The organism is Jiangella aurantiaca, assembly GCF_004349105.1.
Lineage (GTDB): Bacteria > Actinomycetota > Actinomycetes > Jiangellales > Jiangellaceae > Jiangella > Jiangella aurantiaca.
Map to the genome: position 1 here is coordinate 82,269 of NZ_SMLB01000013.1, position 23,511 is coordinate 105,779.

Sequence of the window (23,511 nt, forward strand, 5' to 3'; positions counted from 1 at the left end):
CGCGAAGAAGACCACGGCGAAGTCGGCTGCCGCGAAGAAGGCGCCGGCCGCCAAGAAGACGGCGACCACGGCGAAGAAGGCGCCGGCGGCCAAGAAGGCGGCAACTATGGCGAAGGCCGCCGAGGCCGACGACGCCGCCCCGGCGAAGTCGGCTGCAGCCAAGAAGGCGCCGGCCGCCAAGAAGGCCGCGACCACGGCGAAGAAGGCACCGGTGGCGAAGACCGCGGCCGCCGCGACGAGGAGCGCCGCCGCGAAGAAGGCGCCGGCGAAGAAGACGCCCGCGACGAAGGCCGCACCCGAAGCACCTACGGCAGCTCCGGCCGCCGAGTCGACGAGCCCGCCCGCCACCGGCAGCTGACGCGTGCGGACATCCCGTGATCATCCAGGATCCTCCACGCCATAGGGGGTGGAATCCTTGATGATCATGGAGGAACCCACGTCAGCTCGTGCCGGTGGGGGTGCCGTGTTACGTCACGAAACGGCCACGAACCGCTTCCGCCACGCCGAGGTGGTGCCCTTCACAACTGCGAGGACGTCAACGTACTTGTACGGTCCGACAGTCCGCTGACCTGACGATCTGCGGCGACGGCCGGTCCTCGGTGGAGAATCCGATGATCAACAGCGGGTTCGCCGCCGTGCTAGTCACCACCGTCGCCGATATCATGGAGAGACGCGACAACACATGACGGCCGAAGTGTTGTAATCTCCACGAAACTTCACGCACGGGCCATCGCCGTCCCTGCACCCGCCGCCAGTCTCACGACGACGGGAGTGCCATGCGCCTCACGCCTCACCCCCAGGGTCTCTACGACCCGCGGTTCGAGCACGACGCCTGCGGCGTGGCCTTCGTGGCCACGCTCGACGGCGTGGCCAGTCGCGCGATCATCGATCGCGGGCTGACCGCCCTGAGCAATCTCGACCACCGGGGCGCCTCGGGCGCCGAGCCCGACTCCGGCGACGGTGCCGGCATCCTCATACAGGTCCCCGACGCGTTCTGCCGCGCGGTCGCCGGCGTCGAGCTGCCCGCGGCCGGGCACTACGCCACGGGGCTGGCCTTCATCCCCGACGACGACGCGCAGGACGCGGAGATCGTCGAGGCCACCGCGCACATCGCCGCCGACGAGGGCCTGACGGTACTCGCCTGGCGCGACGTGCCGACGACGCCCGAGCTGCTGGGCAAGACGGCCCGCTCGACGCTGCCGCGCATCCGTCAGCTCTTCGTCACGGCCGAGGCACGCTTCTCCGCCGAGGGCGAAAATGTGACAGTCGGCGACGTCCGTGGAATCAGCGGTATCGACCTCGACCGCAAGGCGTTCGCGCTGCGCAAGCGCCTCGAGCGCACCACCGGCGCGTACTTCCCGAGCCTGTCGTCTCGCACCCTCGTCTACAAGGGCATGCTGACGACCGGCCAGCTGGAGCCGTTCTTCCCCGACCTCTCCGACGAGCGGCTGGCCAGCGCCATCGCCGTCGTGCACTCGCGGTTCTCGACGAACACGTTCCCGAGCTGGCCGCTGGCGCACCCGTACCGCTTCGTCGCACACAACGGCGAGATCAACACCGTCCAGGGCAATCGCAACTGGATGCGGGCCCGCGAGTCGCAGCTGGCCGGCGACGTCTTCGGCGGCGAGCTGTCCCGGCTGTACCCGGTCGTCGCGCCCGACGGCAGCGACTCCGCCAGCTTCGACGAGGTGCTCGAGCTGCTGCACCTGGGCGGCCGCAGCCTGCCGCACGCGGTGCGCATGATGATCCCGGAGGCGTGGGAGAACCACCAGGGCATCTCGAAGTCGCGGCGCGACTTCTTCGAGTTCCACAGCACGATCATGGAGCCGTGGGACGGCCCGGCCGCGGTCGTCTTCACCGACGGCAGCCTGGTCGGCGCCGTGCTCGACCGCAACGGCCTGCGCCCGGGCCGGTACTGGATCACCGACGACGGCCTGGTCGTGCTGGCGTCGGAGGCGGGCGTCCTCGACCTCGACCCGGCGAGGGTGGTGCGCAAGGGCCGCCTCGAGCCGGGCCGCATGTTCCTCGTCGACGTCGCCGGCCACAAGGTCATGGACGACGACGAGGTCATGGACGCCCTCGCCGCGCAGGAGCCGTACGGCGAGTGGCTGCACGCCGGCCTGATCCGCCTCGGCGACCTCCCCGAGCGCGAGCACGTCGTGCACACCCACGCCAGCGTCTCCCGCCGCCAGCAGACCTTCGGCTACACCGAGGAGGAGCTGCGGCTGCTGCTCGCGCCGATGGCCAAGTCCGGCGCGGAGCCGATCGGATCGATGGGCACCGATACGCCCATCGCCACGCTGTCCGACCGGCCGCGGCTGCTGTTCGACTACTTCTCGCAGCTGTTCGCGCAGGTCACGAACCCGCCGCTGGACGCCATCCGGGAAGAGCTGGTCACGTCGCTGGCCGGCACCATTGGTCCCGAGGGCAACCTGCTCGACCCGGGCCCCGCGTCGTGCCGCCAGCTCGTGCTGCCGTTCCCGGTCATCGACAACGATCAGCTCGCCAAGATCATCCACATCAACCGCGACGGCAACCTGCCCGGCTACGCCACCCACGTCATCCGCGGCCTGTATGACGTCGCCGGCGGGGGAGCGGAGTTGGGCCGACGCCTCGCCGAGATCTGTGCCGAGGCGTCGAAGGCGATCGAGTCCGGCGCGCGCATCGTCGTGCTGTCCGACCGGCACTCCGACACCACGCTGGCCCCCATCCCGTCGCTGCTGCTCACGTCCGCGGTGCACCACCACCTCATCCGCGAGAAGAGCCGCACCAAGGTCGGCCTCGTGGTCGAGGCCGGCGACGTGCGCGAGGTGCACCACGTCGCGCTGCTCATCGGCTACGGCGCCGGCGCGGTGAACCCGTACCTCGCGATGGAGAGCGTCGAGGACCTCGTCCGTCAGGGCACCCTGCTGCCCGGGGTCAGCCCGGAGAAGGCGGTCGCCAACCTCATCAAGGCGCTCGGCAAGGGCGTGCTCAAGGTCATGAGCAAGATGGGTGTCTCGACGGTCGCGTCGTACACCGGCGCTCAGATCTTCGAGGCGCTGGGGCTGTCGGCCGAGGTCGTCGACCGGTACTTCACCGGCACGACGTCCCGCCTCGGCGGCATCGGCCTCGACGGCATCGCCGAGGAGGTCCGCCGCCGGCACGCCCGGGCGTACCCGCGCGGCGGCAGCGCCACCCGGCACCGCAAGCTGGAGGTCGGCGGCGAGTACCAGTGGCGGCGCGAGGGCGAGCCGCACCTGTTCGACCCCGAGACGGTGTTCCGGCTGCAGCACTCCACCCGGGCCGGCCGCTACGACGTGTTCAAGCAGTACACCCGGCAGGTCGACGAGCAGTCGAAGCGGCTGATGACGCTGCGCGGCCTGTTCACGCTGAAGACGGGCGAGCGCCCGCCGGTGCCGATCGAGGACGTGGAGAGCATCGACAGCATTGTCAGGAGGTTCTCCACCGGCGCCATGTCGTACGGCTCCATCAGCAAGGAGGCGCACGAGACCCTCGCCATCGCGATGAACCGCCTCGGCGGCAAGTCCAACACCGGCGAGGGCGGCGAAGACACCGACCGCCTGTACGACCCCGAGCGGCGCAGCGCCATCAAGCAGGTGGCCAGCGGCCGGTTCGGCGTGACGTCCGACTACCTGAGCAACGCCGACGACATCCAGATCAAGATGGCGCAGGGCGCGAAGCCCGGCGAGGGCGGCCAGCTGCCCGGCCACAAGGTGTACCCGTGGGTGGCGCGCACCCGGCACTCGACGCCGGGCGTCGGCCTCATCTCGCCGCCGCCGCACCACGACATCTACTCGATCGAGGACCTCAAGCAGCTCATCCACGACCTCAAGAACGCCAACCCGGCCGCCCGCATCCACGTGAAGCTGGTCGCCGAGGTCGGCGTCGGGACGGTGGCCGCGGGCGTCTCGAAGGCGCACGCCGACGTCGTGCTGATCTCCGGTCACGACGGCGGCACCGGCGCCGCGCCGCTGACCAGCCTCAAGCACGCCGGCGGCCCGTGGGAGCTGGGCCTGGCCGAGACGCAGCAGACGCTGCTGCTCAACGGCCTGCGCGACCGCATCGTCGTGCAGACCGACGGCCAGCTCAAGACCGGCCGCGACGTCATCGTCGCCGCGCTGCTGGGTGCCGAGGAGTACGGCTTCGCGACGGCGCCGCTGGTGGTGTCCGGCTGCATCATGATGCGGGTCTGCCACCTCGACACCTGCCCGGTCGGCGTCGCGACGCAGAACCCTGAGCTGCGCAAGAAGTTCACCGGCCGGCCGGAGTTCGTCGTCAACTTCTTCCAGTACATCGCCGAAGAGGTGCGCGAGTACCTCGCCCAGCTGGGCTTCCGCAGCCTCGACGAAGCCATCGGGCGGGCCGACCTGCTCGACACCGAGGCCGCCGTCGACCACTGGAAGGCCGCCGGGCTGGACCTCTCGCCCATCCTGCACGTGCCGGAGCTGCCCGACGGCGCCGCCCGGCACCAGGTGGTCGGCCAGGACCACGGGCTGGAGAAGGCACTGGACAACCAGCTCCTCGCGCTGGCCACCGACGCGCTGGAGCAGGGCGAGCGGGTGCAGATCAAGCTCGAGGTGCGCAACGTCAACCGCACCGTCGGCACCATGCTCGGCCACGAGGTCACCAAGCGCACGGGCGGCGCCGGCCTGCCCGACGACACCATCGACGTCACGTTCACCGGCTCGGCCGGGCAGTCGTTCGGTGCGTTCTTGCCGGCCGGCGTCACGCTGCGGCTCGAGGGCGACGTCAACGACTACCTCGCCAAGGGGCTCTCGGGGGGCCGGGTGATCGTCCGGCCCGACCGCAGTGCGCCATTCGCCGCCGAAGAGAACATCATCGCCGGCAACGTCGCCGCCTATGGCGCCACCGGCGGCGAACTGTTCGTCCGCGGCCTCGTGGGCGAGCGATTCTGCGTGCGCAACTCCGGCGTCACGGCCGTCGTCGAGGGCGTCGGCGACCACGCCTGCGAGTACATGACTGGCGGGACCGTCGTCGTGCTCGGCCGCACCGGCCGCAACATCGCCGCCGGAATGTCCGGCGGGACGGCGTTCGTGCTCGATCTCGACCCCAGCCTGGTGAACTCCGAGATGGTCGAGATCGAGACGCCCGACGCCGGCGAGCTGGCCCGGCTGCACGGCATCATCGAGAAGTACCGTGACGAGACCGGCTCGGCCGTGGCCGAGGCGCTGCTGGCCGACTGGACGGCGGCGATGGTCCGGTTCTCGCTCATCATGCCCACGGACTACAAGCGAGTGCTCGCCGCCAAGGCCGCCGCCGAGCGCGATGGACGCGATGTGGACGTCGCGATCATGGAGGCGGCGCATGGCTGACCCACGAGGCTTCCTGAAGACCCCGCGCCGGGGTGCGACGCCGCGCCCGGTCGAGGAGCGGCTGCGCGACTGGAACGAGGTCTATCCCGAACCGGGCATCGGCCGCACGCTGCTGCCGATCATCGTCGAGCAGGCCGGGCGCTGTATGGACTGCGGCATCCCGTTCTGCCACCACGGCTGCCCGCTGGGCAACCTCATCCCGGAGTGGAACGACCTCGTCTGGCGCGACGACTGGAAGGTGGCGGCCGAGCGGCTGCACGCCACCAACAACTTCCCGGAGTTCACCGGGCGGCTGTGCCCCGCGCCGTGCGAGGCGGCCTGTGTGGTCGCCATCGCCGACGACGCCGTCACCATCAAGAACGTCGAGGTCTCCATCATCGACAAGGCGTTCGACGAGGGCTGGGTGGCGCCGCTGCCGCCGGAGCGGCTGACCGACCGGACGGTGGCCGTCATCGGATCCGGCCCGGCCGGCCTGGCCGTCGCCCAGCAGCTGACCCGCGCCGGGCACACCGTCGCCGTCTACGAGCGGGCCGACCGCGCCGGCGGGCTGCTGCGCTATGGCATCCCCGAGTTCAAGATGGAGAAGCGGCACCTCGACCGCCGGCTGGACCAGATGCGTGCCGAGGGCACCATCTTCCGCACCGGCGTCGAGGTCGGCGTCGCCGTCACCGGCAAGGAGCTGCGGGCCCGCTACGACGCCGTCGTGCTGGCCGTGGGCGCCACCGACTGGCGCGACCTCCCGATCCCGGGCCGCGAGCTCGACGGCGTCCACCAGGCCATGGAGTACCTGCCGCAGGCCAACCGCACGGCGCTCGGCGAGGCCGTCCCCGGCCAGATCACCGCCGAGGGCAAGCACGTCATCATCATCGGTGGCGGCGACACCGGCGCCGACTGCCTGGGCACCGCCCACCGGCAGGGCGCGGCGTCGATCACCCAGCTGGAGATCATGCCCGAGCCGCCCGGCACCCGGCACCCATCGACGCCGTGGCCGACCTGGCCGCTGATGCTGCGCACGTCCAGCGCCCACGAGGAGGGCGGCGAGCGCGTCTACGCGGTCTCCACCCAGGCGTTCGTCGGCGACGGCGGCAGGGTGACGGCGCTGCGGCTGGTCGAGGTCCGGCGCACCGAGACCGGCGGGTTCGAGCCGGTGCCCGGCACCGAGCGCGAGCTGCCGGCCGACCTCGTCCTGCTGGCCATGGGGTTCGTCGGCCCGGAGAAGTCGCCGCTGATCGAGCAGCTCGGCGTCGAACTCGACGCGCGGGGCAACATCGTCCGCGACGACTCGTTCGAGACGACCATTCCCGGCGTGTTCGTGGCCGGCGACGCCGGACGCGGCCAGTCGCTCATCGTGTGGGCGATCGCCGAGGGCCGATCGGTCGCGGCGGCCGTCGACCGCAAGCTGACCGGGGTCGACCGGCTGCCCTCGCCGGTCTCGCCCACCGACCGTCCGCTCGCGGTTTGAGCCCTGAGAAGACTAGTGTTGGCGGACGTGCGTAGAGCGAAGATTGTTTGCACTCTTGGTCCAGCGACCGACTCGCCGGAGCGGCTGCGGGAACTGATCGACGTCGGCATGGACGTCGCACGGTTCAACCTCAGCCACGGCAGCCACGCGGAGCACGAGGAACGGTACCTGCGAGTGCGTAAGGCGGCCACCGAGGCCGAGCGCAACGTGGGCGTCCTCGTCGACCTGCAGGGCCCGAAGATCCGGCTGGGCGAGTTCGTGGACGGCTCGGCGGAGCTCGAGGTCGGCCAGACCTTCGTGATCACCGTCGAGGACGTCGAGGGCACGGCCGAGCGTGCGTCCACCACCTACAAGGGACTGCCTGGCGACGTCACGGCCGGCGACACCGTGCTGATCGACGACGGCCGGCTCTCGCTCGAGGTCACCGACGTCACCGACACCGACGTCGTCACCACCGTCGTCATCGGCGGCAAGGTCTCCAACCACAAGGGCCTCAACCTGCCGGGCACCGCCGTCAGCGTGCCGGCGCTGTCCGAGAAGGACATCGAGGACCTGCGCTGGGGGCTGCGCATCGGCGCCGACATGATCGCCCTGTCGTTCGTCCGCTCCGCCTCCGACGTCGACGACGTGCACCGCATCATGGCCGAAGAGGGCGTGCGGCTGCCGGTCATCGCGAAGGTCGAGAAGCCGCAGGCGGTCGAGAACCTCGCCGAGATCGTCGACGCGTTCGACGGCGTCATGGTGGCCCGTGGCGACCTCGGCGTCGAACTGCCGCTGTGGGACGTCCCGCTGGTGCAGAAGCGCGCCGTCGAGCTGTGCCGGCGCCGGGCCAAGCCGGTCATCGTCGCCACCCAGATGCTCGACTCCATGATCACCAACCCGCGGCCGACCCGCGCCGAGACCTCCGACGTCGCCAACGCCGTCCTCGACGGCGCCGACGCCGTCATGCTGTCCGGCGAGACCAGCGTCGGTGCCTATCCCATCGAGACCGTCGCCACCATGGCGAAGATCGTCGAGACGGTCGAGGAGCACGGCCTCGAGCGCATCCCGCCCCTGGGCACCCAGCCGCGCACCAAGGGCGGCGCCATCACCAAGGCCGCGGTCGAGACCGGTGCCCTGCTGGGCGCGAAGTACCTGGTCGCGTTCACCCAGAGCGGCGACTCCGCGCGCCGGATGGCCCGGCTGCGGCCCGCCATCTCGCTGCTGGCCTTCAGCCCGCTGAGCGCCACCCGGCACCAGCTGGCGCTGTCGTGGGGCATCGAGGCGTTCACCGCCGAGCACGTCGACCACACCGACGAGATGGTCAAGCAGGTCGACCGCATGCTGCTCGAGCAGGAGCGCTGCCGCCGCGGCGACCTCGTGATCATCGTCGCCGGGTCCCCGCCCGGCATCCCGGGCTCGACCAACGCCATGCGGGTGCACCGCATCGGCGACGCCGTCGGCAAGGTGGCGCCGGCCTACCACTGACGGGCGCCGTGCGGCGGCCGGCCGGCGCTCAGGCGTTGGCCGGCTGCAGGACGTCGTCGAGCTGGCCCTCCTTGGCCGACTCGACGATGACGCGGAACTGCGCCAGGCTCATCTGCACCCGCTGGCCGAAGTCGTCGGTGATGACGACCCGGCGCTCCGGGGGAGCGTTGTGGTCGAGGAACAATTCCGGACAGCCGCAGTCGCAGTTGCCGCAGAAAGTCACGATGTGCTGGAGACGGTCCATGGGCGGCCTCGTTTCTCACGTTCGGGAAAGTGCAGCAGCTCCATTCCGGACCGTAACCGAAGCGGTCGATCATGAACAGTCTTGTTCGTCATTCTGACGACGAGTAAAATCCCGCGGGGCGGCGGCGGTATCCGTCCGAGTTGCCCGGGTTAAGGTGGTCCGTGACCATCGCACAGGCTTTGCTGTCGTTCTCCGTCGTGGCCGCCCTGCTCACCGTCATTCCCGGTCTCGACACCGCGCTGGTGCTGCGCGCCGCCGTCAGCCGCGGCCGCGGGCACGCCATCGCCGCGGCGCTGGGCATCGGCGCCGGCTGCTTGGCCTGGGGCGTCGCGGCGGCCGTGGGTGCGTCGGCACTGCTGGTCGCGTCGGAGACGGCATACCGCGTGCTTACGCTGGCCGGTGCGGCGTACCTGGTGGCGCTCGGGGCGCAGCTGCTGTGGACGAGCTTCCGGCGGCAGGGCGACGACGATAGGCTGCCGGCGGTGGATTCGCCGGACCGCGGGTCGCTGTGGGTCTCGTGGCTCACGGGTCTGGGCACGAACATCCTCAATCCGAAGATCGGGGTGTTCTATGTGGCCACCATTCCGCAGTTCATTCCCGACGGCATGTCGCCGCTGCTGATGGGAATTCTGCTCGCGGTCGTGCACAACGTCATCGGAATGCTCTGGTTCGCGTTCGTCATCGCCGGCGCCGGATTCATGGTGCGCACGCTGGGCCGGTCCCGGTTCGCCCGCGTGGCCGACCGCGTGACGGGCATCGTGCTGGTCGGCTTCGGGCTGCGGCTGGCGCTGCAGCACCGCTGACGCTGTCGCCGTCGATCGTGTCGGTGGACGCGGCTACGGTAGGTGCGGTGAGAGTCGCCACTTGGAACGTCAACTCCGTCAAGCAGCGGTTGCCGCGGCTGCTGCCCTGGCTCGACCAGCGCCGCCCCGACGTCGTCTGCCTGCAGGAGACCAAGCTCGCCGACGACCTCATCGAGGAGCTGCTCGGCGCCGAGCTCGAGCAGCGCGGCTACCAGGCGGCCTACCACGGTGAGGCGCGCTGGAACGGCGTCGCGCTGTTCTCGAGGGTCGGCCTCGACGACGTCGTCACCGGGCTGCCCGGCGGGCCGGGCTTCCCGCACCAGGAGGCGCGCGCCGTCTCGGCCACCTGCGGGGGAGTGCGGGTGCACTCGGTCTACGTCCCCAACGGTCGCGAGCCCGACTCCGAGCACTACGCCTACAAACTGGAGTGGCTGGCGGCGCTGCGCGCGCAGGTCGCAGCCGGCCCCGACGCCGTCATGGTGTGCGGCGACATGAACATCGCACCCACCGACGCCGACGTGTTCGACCCCGGCGCCTACGTCGGGCAGACCCACGTCACGCAGCCCGAGCGCGCTGCCCTGGCCGACCTCCAGTCCGCCGGCCTGCACGACGTCGTCCGCGACCGCTGGCCTGCCGAACGGGTCTTCACCTACTGGGACTACCGCGCCGGCATGTTCCACAAGGACCTCGGCATGCGCATCGACCTCATGCTGGCCAGCGACCCGGTGGCCGAGCGGGTCGCCGCCGCCTGGGTCGACCGGCACGCGCGCAAGGGCACCGGCCCCAGCGACCACGCCCCGGTCATCGTCGACCTCGACGAGGCTCCTGACGGCGACATCGGCCCGGTCGTTCCCCCACCGTCGGCCGCCGCCCCGCGCCGCGGCTCGGTCAAGCTGCCCCAGTCGAAGACCTGAGCAGCATGCCGCCGTCCGCGTCGGCCGCGACGCCGGTGGCCGCTCCGCGACGGCGCGGGTTCGTCGAGTTGCGTCGATCTAGCGTTCGAAATATGATGTCTACATGCAGTGATATCGTGCATTCGTGACGGAAGGAGGTCGGCGTGGTCGCTTCGCTCGGCAGCGGCGCCGGCCTTCGGTCCGTGGTGCAGATCAGGCTGGTGCCCGACGACGAACCCGCCGTGCGCCGGCTCGATGACGCGGTAGCCGGATTCCTAGCCGGAGGCAGCGGCTACCGTTGCAGCACTCGGGAACTGTCCGCGGACCCCGTGCCGCTGCCGGGCGGGTTCGAGTCGATGGAGCCCGGCCCCGAGCTGGCTGCCGCGCTGGCACGGGTCCCGGTGCGCCGGGTGAGGGGGCACGACACGGTCGACGTGATGACCGCAGCCTATCGGCAGGCCTGTCATGCGCAGGCGGTGTTCCTGCGGGCGCTGCTGGAGACCGGGATGCGCCGGGCGCACAGCGGTGACGGCGTGTCCCGGGTGGAGTGGCCGGGCGAGTTCGCCGCCGAGGAGGCGCGGGCCGCGCTGGTGTGGTCGCGCCGCCGCGCCGACAGCACGTTCGAGTTCGCCTGGCAGGTACACGAGCGGCTGCCGATGCTGGGCGAGGCGATGGAGGCCGGGGAACTGGACGAGCCGCGGGCGCGGGCGTTCGTCCAGTGGACCATCGGGCTGAACAACGACCAGGCCGCGCAGGTGATCACCGGCCTGCTGCCCCGGGCGGGCACACTGCTGGTGGGCGAGCTGATCGACCGGATCAAACGGGCCGCGATCGCCATCGACCCCGGCTGGGCCGAACGCCGCTACCGGGCAGCGGTCAAGGGCCGCCGGGTCGAGGGGTCGCGCAACGACGACGGCACCGCCAACCTGCACGGGCTGGACCTGCCCGTCGACCGTGCCGCGGCGGCGTGCGACCGCATCGACACCCTCGCCCGGGCCTGCAAGCACGCCGGCGACGCCCGGCCGACCGACCACATCCGCGCCGACCTCTATCTCGGCATGCTCGACGGCACCTTCGAGCACCTGAGCGAGGACCAGATCGTCGACCATGTCCTCGCCCACCCCTTCGCGGACCTTGCCGAGCCAGGCACCGCCACCGGCGGCCACGACGGTGACGGTGATGCCGATGGCCACACCGAGACGGGCCAGCCGGTCGGCCCGGCCGCGCCGCGCCCGGCCGCTGACGGCCCTCCTCCGAGCGGATGGAGCGTGCGAGAGCTGCGGGTCGAGGTGGCCGCCATGCTCGGGGTGCACGAGCACCCGGCCGAGATCGCCGGGTGGGATGTCATCCCTGCGACACTGGCCCGGCCGATGGTGGCGTCCATGACCAATGCGCAATGGCGCTGGGTCGTCTGTGACCACCACGGCCGCCCCATCGACAGCGGGACCACCCACCACCGGCCCACCGCGCCGACCGGTACCGCACCGCCGATGCCGGCACGCACTACCGGTCGCGGTCGCCCGGCGATCGTCGAGCTGCAGGTCAAAGCCGACGAACTGACGTGGCTCACCGCGCTAGCCGCGGAGCGCCACCCCGCCTGGAGCGCGGTGCTCGCCGACATCGCCGGTCAACGCGCCGCCAGCCTTCCGGCCGGCTCCGACCGCGCCGACATCGAGGCGGCCGACCAGCACCGCAGGTCCGCCCACGCCTGGCTGCGGCGGGTGGTGCAGATCCGCGACCGCTGCTGCACCCACCCCGCCTGCCGGGCGCCGGCCAGCCGCACCGATCAGGACCACGCCGTCGACCATGCCGACGGCGGACCGACGGACGAGGCGAACCTGGGCTCCTGTTGCCGTCACGACCACCGGCTCAAACACGACGGCGGCTGGCGGTTCAGAAAGCTCACGCCCGATAGCACGGTGTGGACGAGCCCGCTAGGCCACACCTACGTGAGCCGACCACCACCAGTCATGTCCGCCCTACCCGAGCCCTGGCCGACCGCCGAACCGATCGACACGGCGGAAACGACGCCGCAACAACATCCCAGGCACGTCGGCCTCATAGACACCCCGCCGTTCTGAGCTTTCCGCACCAGCGACGGTCACCGCTGCCTGCGTCACGTAGGTCCGTTCCGGTGACGACACGACGGCTGCACCGGTCGCTCTGCGACCAGTGGTGAGCGAGATCGTGGCGATCACGGACGCGTGATGCGCAGACCATCTCGATGAGGAGTATGCGCCGCTGAGCCGGCGGCTCGTGGAAGCGCTGGCGCGGAAGCGTCCGTCGCCGCTACTGCGCGGCGACCGGCGGATCTGGGCGGCGGGCGTCGTCTACGCGATCGGCCGAGTGAACTTCCTCTCCGACCCGGCCCAGCGCCCGCACCTGCGTACCGACGAGCTGGCCAGGCTGCTCGGCGCTCGACACCGGCACGATCGCCGCGCCCCGCTGCGGGACGGGCTGGTCTTCGGGGAGACGTTCGGCGACCGCGCCGGCTACCACTGCTCCGCTCGCGAGGACACTGGGCTGTTCTGGTCGAACGACCCGCGGACGCCCATCGACGCCATGGTCGCGCAGCTCGGTGTGGAGCCTGCGCGACCAGGTGCGGCGCAACGCCGAGCTGCGCGCTCGCACCTCGGATCAGCGATGATCGTGGGGACGGCGCATCCGGTTCACCTCGCGGGCCAGCGCCCAGGGATCGGCCACCGGACCCGTGTGCGCGAGCTTCTCGGGGTTGATCACCGAGCGGACCATCTGGATCCGGCCGCCGAGGATGTCCAGCGCCAGGATGGCGACGACCTTGCCGTCGCGGTCGCGGAAGATCGCACCGGGCTGGCCGTTCACGTCATGCGGCTCGAGGGTGACGTCGACCCGGAACAGCCAGGCGAAGCCGGAGCCGAACACCCTGGCCACCTTGTCCGCGCCGACGACGGACCTGGGCAGCTGTGGCGCCTTGCCGCCGCCGTCGCCGACCATCTGCACGTCGGCGGCGAGCAGCTTCCGCAGCCCGTCGACGTCACCGTCGCGCAGCGCGTCGAAGAAGCGGGCCGCGAGCTCTTCGCGTTCGTGGCGGTCGGCGGCGAACCGGGGCCGCCCGTCGTCCATGTGCCGCCGGGCCCGGACGGCGAGCTGCCGGCAGGCTGCCTCCGACCGGCCCACCGCCGCGGCGATCTCGGGGAAGCCGAACCCGAACACCTCACGCAGCACGAACACCGCCCGCTCCAACGGGCTGAGCCGTTCCAGCAGCAGCAACGCCGCCATCGACACCGAATCGGCCAGCTCCGCCGACCGGGCCGGATCCTCATACGGATCGGTGAGCAGTGGTTCGGGCAGCCACGGCCCGACGTACTCCTCACGCCGGACCCGGGCCGAGCGCAGCACGTCGATGGAGATCCGGGTCACCACCGCCGAGAGATACGCCTTGACCGACCTCGGCTGGGTCGGGGTGGTCTCATAGCGCAGCCAGGTCTCCTGCACCGCGTCCTCGGCCTCACTGACGCTGCCCAGCAGCCGGTACGCGATGGAGAACAACAGCGGCCGCAACTCCTCGAACTCCTCGGTCCTGGTCATGCCGCTTCGTCCTTGAAGCCCTCGCGCCAGGTCGGGTAGCGCGGCTGCCAGCCGAGCTCCCGCTTGGCCTTGGTGTTGGAGAACGGGCGGCCTTGGGTCATGATCGCCACCCCCATCTCACCGGCCAGCGGCCGGACCAGCCAGGCGGGGATCCGGCGCGGGCGTTTCGCGCCGACACACGCGGCCAGGTACGGCAGCCACTCACGGACCGGGGCCGGGTCGTCGTCGACGATGTTGAACACGCCGTTCGCCTGTTGCTCCACGGCCAGCACGGTAGCGGCTGCGGCGTCGTCGATGTGGACCCAGCAGAAGTAGCCGGTGCCGCCGCCGATGACCGGCATCCGTCGCTTGCGGACCAGGTCGATCTGCTCCTCGATGCCGCCGCCGGGGCCGTAGAACCCGCCGTAGCGCAGCGCCGCACCGCCGGCCTTGACCACGACACCCTCCACGTGGCGCAGCGGCTCGGCCATGATGCGCAGCTTCGCCGGCAGCTGCTCGAGCGGTGGCCGGTCGTCGTCGGCCACCGGTCCGGCCTCGCGGTTCGCCGGCCAGATCGCGAGGCTCTGCGCGACGAGGTGGGAGACGCCGGTCGCCTCGGCGGCGGCCAGCAGGTGATCGGTCCCCTCGGTGCGCAGCCGGTTGGTGAGAGCGCCGAACCGCTCCGGGTGCCGGAAGTCCGGCTTACCGGCGTGCGCGAACGAGAGGGCGGTCATCTCGTGCACGATCGCGTCCGGCCGGGCATGCGCTACCGCCTCACCCACCGACGCCGCGTCCAGCCCGTCCATCACCACCGCCTCGGCGCCCAGCCGCGTCAGCAGGCCCAGCCGGCGCGGGTTCGTCGTGGTCGCCGTCACCTGGTGACCGCGGGCGACGAGTTGCGGCACCAGCCGCCGGCCGATGGCTCCGCTCCCGCCCGCCACGAACACTCGCATGATCGTTCACCGTCCCGATTCCGTGGGCCTGTCTCTGACCGAGACGAGACGGCCCCGGCGGGCTGTGACATCGAGCCGCGGCGTCAGTGGACCGGCACCACCGTCGTCGCCGGGCGGCCCGCCGGGACCAGCACCGATGCGACCAGCCCGGCGACGACCGCGGCCGCCGCACCGGCCGCGTAGGCGCTGGTGAAGCCGCCGGTGCCGGTGGCGCCGGGGGCGAGGTCGGCGGCCGCGATGCTCGACGCGAGGGCGACCCCGAGCGCCGCGCCGAACTCGTGGAACGTGTTCACGATGCCCGAGGCCAGGCCGGCGTCGTGGTGGTCGACGTGCGCGAGGGCACTGGTGGTGGCGGTGACGAATGTCGCCCCGAGCCCGGCGGTGCCCACGCTCATGCCCGTCACCAGCAGGGCCGTGTCCGAGGCGCCGTCGCCCCGGATGGTGGCGACGGCGGCGAGAGCGAGCCCGGCCGCGGCGACGGCGAACGCGACGGCCGCTACGAGGCGGGGGCCGGCCCGGCCGACGGCTCGGCCGCCCACGTGCGCACCGGCCGCTACCGCGACCGCCACCGGCAGGAACAGCACGCCGGTGATGAGGGCGCCGTGGCCGCGGACGTGCTGCAGGAAGAACGAGCCGAGGAAGAACGCCGAGATCAGCAGCCCGGTCGCGACCAGCATGAGCAGCACGCCGGTCAGTACGGGCCGCCGGGTGATGAGCCACGGATCGATGAGGGGCGCTCGCAGGCGTCGCTGCAGCACGGCGAAGACGGTGTAGAGGACCAGCGCGGCGGCGACCGGCACGACGGTCGAGGAGCCCGTCCAGCCGTCGTCGCCGGCATTGACCAGGCCATAGATGAGGGCAGCGGTGCCGACGGTGACGAGCACGGCGCCGGGCACGTCCAGTCGCCGTGGACCGGGGCTGCCGGCGTGCGACGAGGCGGCGCGCCGGGTGGGCAGCAGCCGCCTCAGCAGGGCGACCAGCACGAGCCCGACCGGCACGTTGACGTAGAAGATCCAGGACCAGCCCGGACCGGCGGTGAGCAGCCCGCCGACCAGCACGCCGGCCGCCGACCCGGCGCCGCCCAGCGCCGCCCACACGCCCAGCGCGCGGTTGCGCTCCGTCCCGTGGAACGTGGTCGCGACGATCGACAGCGCGGCGGGGGAGAGCAGCGCGGCCCCGGCGCCCTGGGCGACGCGGCCGCCGATCAGCGACTCGGCGTTCCATGCCAGCCCGCTGACCAGCGACGCCGTCGTGAACAAGGTCAGTCCGGCGAGCACGATACGGCGGGCGCCGACGAGGTCGGCCAGCCGGCCGCCCAGCAGGAGCAGACCGCCGAACATCAGCGTGTACGCCGAGACCACCCACGTCAGCGCGGTGCGCGACAGCGACAAGTCGGCGCCGATGTCCGGCAGCGCCACCGCCACCACCGTGACGTCGAGCACCAGCATGAACTGGGCCAGGCCGAGCAGCGTGAGAAGCCGCCAACGGTCGGCGGCGGGCGGATGCATGGACATCTCAAGCTCCTAACCTGAACAACTATGTTCGACTTATGCACGGTACAGTAACTCGAACAATGCTGTTCGACAAGGTGGGAGACCGAGATGCCGGTCACGACAGGCAAGCGCGCCGACGCCCAGCGCAACGTCGCGGCGATCCTGGACGCCGCCGCGGCCTGCCTCGTCCGCGACCCGGACGCCAGCGTCTCCGACATCGCCGCGGCGGCCGGTGTGGGCCGGGTGACGCTCTACGGCCACTTCGCGTCGCGCACCGAGCTGGTCGACGCGGTGTTCGTCCGCGCCGTGACCCGGGCGCACGAGGCGCTGGACGCCGTCGACCTCACCGGCGACGCCCGGCAGGCGCTGGCGCGGCTGGTCGCGTCCAGCTGGCAGGTGATCGACGAGTCGCGGATGTTGCTGGTCGCCGCGCAGCACACGCTCCCACCGGAGCGGATCCGCAAGCTGCACGAGAACCCGATGCGGCGGGTCCGCTCACTGCTCGAGCGCGGCCGCGCGGCCGGCGTGTTCCGGTTCGACCTGCCCGCTGACTGGCTGGTCGCCGTCTTCTACACCGTCGTGCACGGCGCGGCAGACGAGATCGGCGCCGGGCGGCTGGCCGCCGAGGCCGCGGCCGACGCGATCACAGCCACGCTGCTGGCCGCCTTCACGCCGCCCGGCGACCCCGTTCCCCAGGTGACGGCCACGGGATGACCGGCGGTCACCAGATGTCGACGGTGTGAGCGGCGACCAGGGCGGCGATGCGGGCGACCGCATCGGCGGCGGGCAGCGCGTCCAGCCGGCGGCCGTCGCGCAGCCGCACCGCGACCTCGTCCGCGCCGGCCTCACGGGCACCCACGACCGCGACGTACGGGACCAGCCGGGCGGCGTGGACGCGGGCGCCGACGCTGCCCTGCTCTGCGCCTGCGACCTCGACCCGCAGTCCGGCGTCCATGCACCGCCCGGCCACCGCCCGCGCGGCCTCGTCCTGCTCCGGTCCCACCGGCACCAGCACCACCTGCACCGGCGCCAGCCACGGCGGGAACGCGCCACCGTGCACCTCGATGAGCTGCGCGACCGCCCGCTCCAGGCTGCCGATGACGCTGCGATGCACCATCACCGGCCGGTGCCGCTCGCCGTCGGCGCCGACGTACTCCAGGCCGAACCGCTCCGGCTGGTGGAAGTCGATCTGGACGGTGGACAGGGTCGACTCGCGGCCGGCGGCGTCGGCGATCTGCACGTCGATCTTGGGGCCGTAGAACGCGGCCTCACCCTCCTGGGACTCGTAGTCCGATCCGGATGCCTCCAGCGCCTCGACCAGCAACGCGGTCGACCGCTCCCACGCGGCCGGCGCTCCGGCATACTTGCCGCCGGGACCCGGCAGCGACAGCCGAAGCCGCGCGGGTGCGATGCCCATCGCGGCGTGTGCGGCGCGGATCAGCTCCAGCGCGGCGGCGGCCTCCTCGGCCGCGTCCGACGCGGCGCAGAAGACGTGCGCGTCGTTGAGCTGGATCGACCGCACCCGGGTCAGCCCGCCGAGCACGCCGGACGCCTCGGAGCGGTACATGCCGCCGAGCTCGGCCAGCCGCAGCGGCAGCTCGCGATACGAGCGGCCGCGCGAGCGGTAGATCAGCGCGTGGTGCGGGCACAGGCTCGGCCGCAGCACGAGCTCCTCGCCGCCGACGTCCATCGGCGGGAACATGTCGTCGCGGTAATGCGCCCAGTGGCCCGACAGCTCGTACAGCTCGCGTTTGGCCAGCACGGGGGAGTGGACGTGTTGGTAGCCGGCCCGCCGTTCGGCGGTGTGGACGTACTCCTCGAGCGCGTGGCGGACGGCGGCGCCGGCCGGCAGCCAGTACGGCAGGCCGGCGCCGATGAGCGGATCGGAGCCGAACAGGTCCAGCTCGCGGCCGAGCCGGCGGTGGTCGAACATCGTGGTCTCCTCGAAACAGAGGGCGAGTGACCACACGGCGGCGCTCCGGGGCACTCGCCCCGGGCGTCGGTGGGTAGGAATCAGCGCGCCGGGACCGTCTCCGGCGTCGTCGTCAGCTGGGCGCGCTGCATGGCGCCGACCGTAGCATCCGGCCGACGGTGAACGCCCGCGGATTACGTTGAGCGCGGGAAGACGCCTAGTGCGACGGCTGTCGCCGGGCCGCGCCGGCTCAGGCGGCCGTCCGCTCGCTGCGATACCGGCCCGGCGGCCGGGCGTACTCGTGCTCGAACGCGGCGGCGAAGGCGAACTCCCGCCCGGACCGCGTCGGCCCCGCCGTCGCCCAGTGGGTCCTCGACCTCGCCGGACGGCGCGGCGACGCCGACTACGAAGTCGTCGACCTCGCCGACTTCGACCTCGACGGCCGGCGCCGTGCGAGCGCCAGGTGGCGGCCGCTGGGACGATGCTCGACGAGCTCGTCGCCTGGGCGGACACGCTGGCGCCGCTGCGTGCCGCCACTGCCCGTGATGATCAACGGCCGGCCGGGCCGAGGTCGTCGACATCGCGGACGCCGCGCAGCGCCCACCAGACCGGCAGCGGCGTCAGCAGCGTCAGGACGCCGACCACCCAGAGCGTCGCCCGCGGCCCAGCCAACTCGCCGAGCACGCCGCCGGCCAGACCGCCGAGCGGGAACGCGCCCATGATCAGCACCCGCATGGTCGCGTTGACCCGGCCGAGCAGCTCGTCCGGGGTGATCCGCTGGCGCAGGCTCACGCTCGCGATCGCATAGATGATCTGGCCGACCTCGCCGGCGCCGATGCCCACGATCAGGAATGCGATCGCCGTCCAGCCGGGTTCGGCCAGCGGGATCAGCAGGCCGGCCGGGCCGGTGACGGTGAGGCACAGCCAGGCGAGCCGGGCCGACCCCACTCGCCGCGACAGCCAGGGCGTCACCGCGGCGGCGGCCAGCACCGTCGCCGACCCGGCCGCGACGATCAGGCCGATCGCCGACGGCGGCAGCTCGAGCGTCCGGGCCATGAAGATCATCGAGACCGCGGCGGCGACGGCGAAGCAGAAGTTGGCGACGGCACTGGTCAGAGCGGTGGCACGGAGTGCGGGGGTGTGCCGGACGAAGGCGAGGCCGGCGCGGATCTCGGCACGCAGGTGCGTGCGCTCGGCCCGTGACGGCGCGGGCTCGGGGGTGCGGATCGCGGCCAGCGCGGCCGCCGACACCGCGAACGTCACGACTTGAATCAGTACGACGATCGCCCCACCGAGGAGCCCGGTCAGCCAGCCGCCCAGGCCCGGGCCGGCGAACTGGCCCGACGCGCGCACCGTCTCCATGGCGGAGTTGCCGGCCAGCACCCGGTCGCGGCCGATGACGACCGGCAGGTAGCTCTGGTACCCGATGTCGAAGAACACCCGGGCGACGCCGGTCAACAGAGCGACCACGATCAGCTGGGTCACCGTCACCACGCCGGCGACCGCCGCGAGCGGGATGGTGGCCAGCAGGAGGGCACGAGCAACGTCGGCGGCGATCAGCACCGGCCGGCGGCGGAGGCGGTCGATCCAGGCGCCGGCGGGCAGTCCGATGACGGCGAACGCGACCGTCGACGCCGCCGCCAGCAGCCCGGCCTCGAGCGCGGACGCGCCGAGCGTGACGACGGCGAGCAGCGGGATCGCGATGCCGCTGACCTGAGCGCCGAACTGACTGGTCGTCTGGCCGAGCAGGAGCAGGCGGAAGTCGCGCTGCCGCAGTGGGGAAGGGGTGGACACCAAGGCCTCCATCGATCGGGCGGGTAGTGCCCCACCCGCCGGCGACGGAGGCGTCGCTAGGGGTGGGGTACGTTACCCGTCGCTCGGCGGAGGGCCAATCCGGCGTCGGCGCGTTGTACCGCTTAGCGGCTCGTAGCGCTTTCGAGGCCCGCTGGCTGCACGGTGGGCGTTCGTGCACCGCACCCGGGCTGACGCCGGTGGGCGCAGGTGGAACAGGAGCGACTCCATCCACGGAGACGTTCGTTGACAACCGTCGTCTTCTTCGTCCACCTCGCTGCCACCCTCGACAACTGGGACCCCCGGATCATCGACCCCATCGCCAAGGGTCGTCACGTCATCGCCTTCGACAATCGAGGTGTCGGGGCGTCCACGGGCCGGGTGCCGGACAGTGTCGAGGCGATGGCCGACGACGCCTACACGTTCATCAAGGCCCTCGGCTTCGACAAGATCGACCTCTTCACCTTCTCGCTCGGCGGCTTCGTCGCCCAGGCCCTCGTGGTGAAGCACCCGGAGCTCGTCCGCAAGCTCGTCCTCACCGGCACCGGGCCGAAGGGCGGCAAGGACATCGACAAGGTCGCCGGCACTAAGTATCGGGACATACTGCGTGCCGCCCTGACCCGGTCAGACCCCAAGGAGTTCCTGTTCTTCAACCGCAACGCCACTGGCAAGCCCGCCGCGCGCGCGTTCGTCAACCGGCTCAAGGAGCGCACGGTCGACCGCGACGCACCGTTCAAGCTCCCGGCGCTCCAAACGCAGCTGAAGGCGATCAAGAAGTGGGGGCGCTCCACCCCCGACGACCTGTCGACGATCACCCAGCCCACCCTGATCGCCAACGGCGACAACGACCGCATGGTGCCCTCGGTCCTCTCCGAAGACCTCCACCGCCGCATCAAGGGGTCCGAGCTGATCATCTACCCCGACTCCGGTCACGGCGGCATCTTCCAGTTCCACGAGAAGTTCGCCCCCGTCGCCGTCGAGTTCCTCGCCCGATGACCGCCCGGAAGAGAAGGGCAACGCCATGAGCACCTCACCGCCCGCCGCGCAACTGGACGTGAAGAGGCACTTCACCTCCTCGATCCTGCTGTGGATGCGCACCGACCAGCCCCGCCAGACCGGCATGGACCACTGGAAGGGCCCGCACTCAGGGATCATCTCCGCCACTCCGGGCTTGGAGGAGTACCGGCAGATCTACCTCCGCAAGCACAACCCGGGCCGGTGGCCGGTGACCGACGGCGTGGAGACCTCGATCCCCGTCGACCGGAAGATCGACGGCGTCGCGGAGGTCGCCTTCCGATCCGCGCTCTCGCCCCTGCAAGGGCGCAAGCAGACGCAGCTGGCCTACCAGGACGAGATCAACGTGTTCCGCCGCACCCTGCTCTATGCCGGCCCGCCGAAATCGTCCCGCTGGTACGACGTCGCTGCCCCGGGAGAAGAGGTCGGTGCCCGCGCCCTCGTCTACCTCCGCCGCAGAGACGGGGTCGGCGCCGGCGAGTTCCGGAAGTTCGTCAAGAAGCAGCTCGGTCCCGCGCTCGCCAGCACCGGAATGCTCCGGGAGCTGCGCACGCAGACGTTCCTGCCCTGGATCGAACAGCTGTGGAACACCCCGAACGTCGCACACGACAATCCCGGCGACCAGCACTTCCACGCCTCCCTCATCCTCGGGTTCACCGGCACCGCGTCACGGGACGCCTTCTTCGCCAGCAGCGTGATCGAGGAACTGTCCAACCAGCTGGCACCGCTCGCCTCCTCGATCCACGCGTACGACGTCGCTGCCGCCCTCACCTACGTCAGGAACGGCGACATCCTGCCGCGGTGCGAGGAGTGAGCGGCGAGGGCGAGGGCAGGACGTGACTAAAATCATTACTGAGCGCAGTCAGAGTCTATCGCCCTGGAGGGCACCGTCATGTCTCTCGCTTCCCAGCCGGTCGGACGGCGCGAGCGGAACAAGCAGGACAAGCTCGACCGCATCACCGCTGCCGCTGGCGAGCTGTTCGCCCGACTCGGTGTCGACGAGGTCACGACCCAGCAGATAGCCGAGAAGGCCGACATCGGCACCGGAACACTGTTCCTCTACGCCAAGACCAAGGGCGAGCTCCTTCTGCTTGTGCAGAACGCCCATTACGCCGAAGCGCTCGAGCAGGGCCGTGCGGACGCCGCGAGCATCCCCGGTGTGCTCGATGCCGTGCTGGCGATCGTCCGGCCGATCGTGGAATGCAACCGCGTCCAGATCGACAACGGGCGCACCTACCTGCGAGAGATGGTGTTCGGCGACCCCGAGGAGCCCCGTCACCGCGAAGCGCTGGCGATCGTCGCGCAGACCGAGGAGGCCGTCGCCGCCGTGCTGCGCCGAGACGAGCGGGTCGGAGAGGGTGATGCCGCCACGCTGGCACGCATCGTGTCCGCTGTGATGTTCCTCGGAATGGCGGCGAGCGTGAACATCGCCTCGAGCGTCGAGGAGATCATGCAGGACATCCGGAGGCAGGTCGGCGTCCTGCTGCCGCGCTGACGCCAACGGCAGTAGCCGCGCGTCCTTCCGGTCGCCGAGCTGCCGCCGCCGCGGCGAACGGCGACGCGGGAACATCGGCGCCGTGGGGAACGTTATGAGAAGCGTTCTCGGAAAAGAAGGTGTCACGATGAAGGTCCGCAACTCGCTCAGGTCGCTGAAGAACCAGCCGGGCTCGCAGGTCGTACGCCGCCGCGGCCGGCTGTTCGTCGTCAACAAGCAGAACCCGCGGCTGAATGCCCGCCAGGGCTGACGCCGTCCCACTCCCGCTTCCGGAAAGGACCCCATGGCACGCACCGAACTGCGCCCCGTCGTCAAGCTCCGCTCGACGGCCGGCACCGGGTACACCTACGTGACCCGGAAGAACCGCCGCAACGACCCCGACCGGCTGGTGCTGCGCAAGTACGACCCGCTCGCCCGGCGGCACGTGGAGTTCCGCGAGGATCGCTGACGGTCCACCGGCCAAGCGGCGGTCGTAAGATCGCCGTCATGGCCGACGACCACGCCGAGCGCGCCGCGCTGCAGCGCGTCTCCGACGCCGAGCGTGAGAAAGTGGCCGAGCGCATCCGCGCGGCCGCCGCCGACGGCCGGCTCGGCCTCGACGAACTGGACGACCGGCTGGGCTCGGCGTTGGCCGCGCGCACGCGCGGCGATCTCGACGCCGTCGTCGCCGACCTCGGTGACGACGGCGTCGCCGCGCGTCCGGCCGCCGAGCCGGTGGTGATCCGGGCCGACGGCTCTGCCGTGCAGCGGACCGGCCGCTGGGTGGTCCCGCCGCGGCTCACCGTCAGGGCGTCGATGTCCTCGGTGGTGCTCGACTTCACCGAGGCGACGTTCGCCGCGGCCGGGTGCCGCGTCGAGGTGGAGCTGTCGACGTCCTCGCTGCAGCTCGTGGTGCCCGAGGACATCGCCGCCGAGGTCGACGTCGAGACGCGGTTCTCCAGCGTCGACGTCAAGCTCCGGGAGCGGCCGGCCGACCCGCGCGCCGTCGTCTTCGTGACGGGCTCGGTGAACATGGGCAGCGTCAGTGTGCGACGCCCTCGCTGGCGCCGCCGCCGGCAGCTGCGCAAGGCGCAGCGGAAGCGTCTCGAGGCCTGACGCCGGC

Annotated in this window: 19 protein-coding genes and 1 pseudogene; 14 read left to right on the forward strand and 6 right to left on the reverse strand. The window is 71.6% G+C overall.

The window, feature by feature from the left end:
- The first annotated feature begins 776 nt into the window (after positions 1–776).
- Genes gltB through pyk form a run of 3 tightly spaced genes read left to right on the forward strand, consistent with a single transcriptional unit; the run spans position 777 to position 8,265 of the window.
- Entirely contained in the window at positions 777–5,336 is a 4,560-nt protein-coding gene (gltB, locus tag E1262_RS12075) for a glutamate synthase large subunit (protein WP_132103387.1), read from the forward strand.
- Entirely contained in the window at positions 5,329–6,798 is a 1,470-nt protein-coding gene (locus tag E1262_RS12080; RefSeq protein ID WP_132103388.1) for a glutamate synthase subunit beta, read from the forward strand. Before gltB ends, E1262_RS12080 begins: the two co-directional genes overlap by 8 nt.
- A 27-nt stretch (positions 6,799–6,825) precedes the next feature.
- Complete coding sequence (pyk, locus tag E1262_RS12085) at positions 6,826–8,265, forward strand: pyruvate kinase (protein ID WP_132103389.1); 1,440 nt, start codon at positions 6,826–6,828, stop codon at positions 8,263–8,265.
- A gap of 28 nt (positions 8,266–8,293) precedes the next feature.
- Here the strand turns inward: pyk and E1262_RS12090 are convergent, their stop codons facing one another.
- Positions 8,294–8,509, reverse strand: coding sequence for a hypothetical protein (locus E1262_RS12090; protein WP_132103390.1), 216 nt, complete (start codon positions 8,507–8,509; stop codon positions 8,294–8,296).
- A gap of 161 nt (positions 8,510–8,670) precedes the next feature.
- Here E1262_RS12090 and E1262_RS12095 point away from each other — a divergent pair, with 161 nt between their 5' ends.
- From E1262_RS12095 to E1262_RS32065, 4 genes and pseudogenes are all read left to right on the forward strand, one after another.
- Positions 8,671–9,312: a LysE family translocator gene (locus E1262_RS12095; protein ID WP_132103391.1), complete on the forward strand. Its 642-nt coding sequence runs from the start codon at positions 8,671–8,673 to the stop codon at positions 9,310–9,312.
- Between the two features lie 47 nt (positions 9,313–9,359).
- The gene (locus E1262_RS12100; protein ID WP_132103392.1) at positions 9,360–10,226 is read left to right on the forward strand and encodes an exodeoxyribonuclease III; all 867 of its coding nucleotides are present in this window, start codon (positions 9,360–9,362) and stop codon (positions 10,224–10,226) included.
- 143 nt (positions 10,227–10,369) lie between these two features.
- Positions 10,370–12,286, forward strand: coding sequence for an HNH endonuclease signature motif containing protein (locus E1262_RS12105; RefSeq protein ID WP_132103393.1), 1,917 nt, complete (start codon positions 10,370–10,372; stop codon positions 12,284–12,286).
- A 139-nt stretch (positions 12,287–12,425) separates the two neighbouring features.
- Positions 12,426–12,611: pseudogene (locus tag E1262_RS32065) on the forward strand (DUF6398 domain-containing protein); the annotation flags it as partial.
- A 231-nt stretch (positions 12,612–12,842) separates the two neighbouring features.
- On the opposite strand, the gene E1262_RS12110 reads toward E1262_RS32065, so the two are convergent.
- The 3 genes from E1262_RS12110 to E1262_RS12120 form a co-directional block, all read right to left on the reverse strand.
- Positions 12,843–13,772 (reverse strand): RNA polymerase sigma-70 factor, encoded by a 930-nt coding sequence (locus E1262_RS12110; protein ID WP_132103394.1) that lies wholly within the window; start codon positions 13,770–13,772, stop codon positions 12,843–12,845.
- Positions 13,769–14,704 (reverse strand): NAD-dependent epimerase/dehydratase family protein, encoded by a 936-nt coding sequence (locus E1262_RS12115; RefSeq protein WP_132103395.1) that lies wholly within the window; start codon positions 14,702–14,704, stop codon positions 13,769–13,771. The genes E1262_RS12110 and E1262_RS12115 overlap by 4 nt, the downstream gene beginning before the upstream one ends.
- A gap of 83 nt (positions 14,705–14,787) precedes the next feature.
- Positions 14,788–16,218 carry an MFS transporter gene (locus tag E1262_RS12120; RefSeq protein WP_132103396.1) on the reverse strand — a complete coding sequence of 477 codons (1,431 nt, stop codon included), beginning with the start codon at positions 16,216–16,218 and terminating at the stop codon, positions 14,788–14,790.
- 87 nt (positions 16,219–16,305) lie between these two features.
- Here E1262_RS12120 and E1262_RS12125 point away from each other — a divergent pair, with 87 nt between their 5' ends.
- Positions 16,306–16,911 (forward strand): TetR/AcrR family transcriptional regulator, encoded by a 606-nt coding sequence (locus E1262_RS12125; RefSeq protein ID WP_132103397.1) that lies wholly within the window; start codon positions 16,306–16,308, stop codon positions 16,909–16,911.
- A 7-nt stretch (positions 16,912–16,918) separates the two neighbouring features.
- On the opposite strand, the gene thrS is transcribed toward E1262_RS12125, so the two are convergent.
- Entirely contained in the window at positions 16,919–18,166 is a 1,248-nt protein-coding gene (thrS, locus tag E1262_RS12130; RefSeq protein WP_275261706.1) for a threonine--tRNA ligase, read from the reverse strand.
- 492 nt (positions 18,167–18,658) lie between these two features.
- Positions 18,659–19,903 carry an MFS transporter gene (locus tag E1262_RS12135; protein WP_203453792.1) on the reverse strand — a complete coding sequence of 415 codons (1,245 nt, stop codon included), beginning with the start codon at positions 19,901–19,903 and terminating at the stop codon, positions 18,659–18,661.
- A 243-nt stretch (positions 19,904–20,146) separates the two neighbouring features.
- Between E1262_RS12135 and E1262_RS12140 the strand changes: the two genes are divergently transcribed.
- The 6 genes from E1262_RS12140 to E1262_RS12165 all read left to right on the forward strand — a co-directional run bounded on the left by E1262_RS12140 (position 20,147) and on the right by E1262_RS12165 (position 23,504).
- Positions 20,147–20,896 carry an alpha/beta fold hydrolase gene (locus E1262_RS12140; RefSeq protein WP_203453793.1) on the forward strand — a complete coding sequence of 250 codons (750 nt, stop codon included), beginning with the start codon at positions 20,147–20,149 and terminating at the stop codon, positions 20,894–20,896.
- 25 nt (positions 20,897–20,921) lie between these two features.
- Positions 20,922–21,728, forward strand: coding sequence for a strictosidine synthase (locus E1262_RS12145; protein WP_132103400.1), 807 nt, complete (start codon positions 20,922–20,924; stop codon positions 21,726–21,728).
- 78 nt (positions 21,729–21,806) lie between these two features.
- Entirely contained in the window at positions 21,807–22,409 is a 603-nt protein-coding gene (locus tag E1262_RS12150) for a TetR/AcrR family transcriptional regulator (protein WP_132103401.1), read from the forward strand.
- 127 nt (positions 22,410–22,536) lie between these two features.
- Entirely contained in the window at positions 22,537–22,659 is a 123-nt protein-coding gene (ykgO, locus tag E1262_RS12155; protein ID WP_132103402.1) for a type B 50S ribosomal protein L36, read from the forward strand.
- A 33-nt stretch (positions 22,660–22,692) separates the two neighbouring features.
- Entirely contained in the window at positions 22,693–22,857 is a 165-nt protein-coding gene (gene rpmG, locus E1262_RS12160) for a 50S ribosomal protein L33 (RefSeq protein WP_132103403.1), read from the forward strand.
- A 38-nt stretch (positions 22,858–22,895) separates the two neighbouring features.
- Positions 22,896–23,504 (forward strand): DUF1707 SHOCT-like domain-containing protein, encoded by a 609-nt coding sequence (locus E1262_RS12165; protein ID WP_132103404.1) that lies wholly within the window; start codon positions 22,896–22,898, stop codon positions 23,502–23,504.
- Positions 23,505–23,511 lie beyond the last annotated feature (7 nt).

Coding starts and splice junctions, on each gene's coding strand:
- gltB (WP_132103387.1), top strand. CDS start 777: ATGCGCCTCACGCCTCACCCCCAGGGTCTCTACGACCCGCGGTTCGAG.
- E1262_RS12080 (WP_132103388.1), top strand. CDS start 5,329: ATGGCTGACCCACGAGGCTTCCTGAAGACCCCGCGCCGGGGTGCGACG.
- E1262_RS12090 (WP_132103390.1), bottom strand. CDS start 8,509: ATGGACCGTCTCCAGCACATCGTGACTTTCTGCGGCAACTGCGACTGC.
- E1262_RS12110 (WP_132103394.1), bottom strand. CDS start 13,772: ATGACCAGGACCGAGGAGTTCGAGGAGTTGCGGCCGCTGTTGTTCTCC.
- E1262_RS12115 (WP_132103395.1), bottom strand. CDS start 14,704: ATGCGAGTGTTCGTGGCGGGCGGGAGCGGAGCCATCGGCCGGCGGCTG.
- E1262_RS12120 (WP_132103396.1), bottom strand. CDS start 16,218: ATGTCCATGCATCCGCCCGCCGCCGACCGTTGGCGGCTTCTCACGCTG.
- E1262_RS12125 (WP_132103397.1), top strand. CDS start 16,306: ATGCCGGTCACGACAGGCAAGCGCGCCGACGCCCAGCGCAACGTCGCG.
- E1262_RS12145 (WP_132103400.1), top strand. CDS start 20,922: ATGAGCACCTCACCGCCCGCCGCGCAACTGGACGTGAAGAGGCACTTC.
- E1262_RS12150 (WP_132103401.1), top strand. CDS start 21,807: ATGTCTCTCGCTTCCCAGCCGGTCGGACGGCGCGAGCGGAACAAGCAG.
- ykgO (WP_132103402.1), top strand. CDS start 22,537: ATGAAGGTCCGCAACTCGCTCAGGTCGCTGAAGAACCAGCCGGGCTCG.
- rpmG (WP_132103403.1), top strand. CDS start 22,693: ATGGCACGCACCGAACTGCGCCCCGTCGTCAAGCTCCGCTCGACGGCC.
- E1262_RS12165 (WP_132103404.1), top strand. CDS start 22,896: ATGGCCGACGACCACGCCGAGCGCGCCGCGCTGCAGCGCGTCTCCGAC.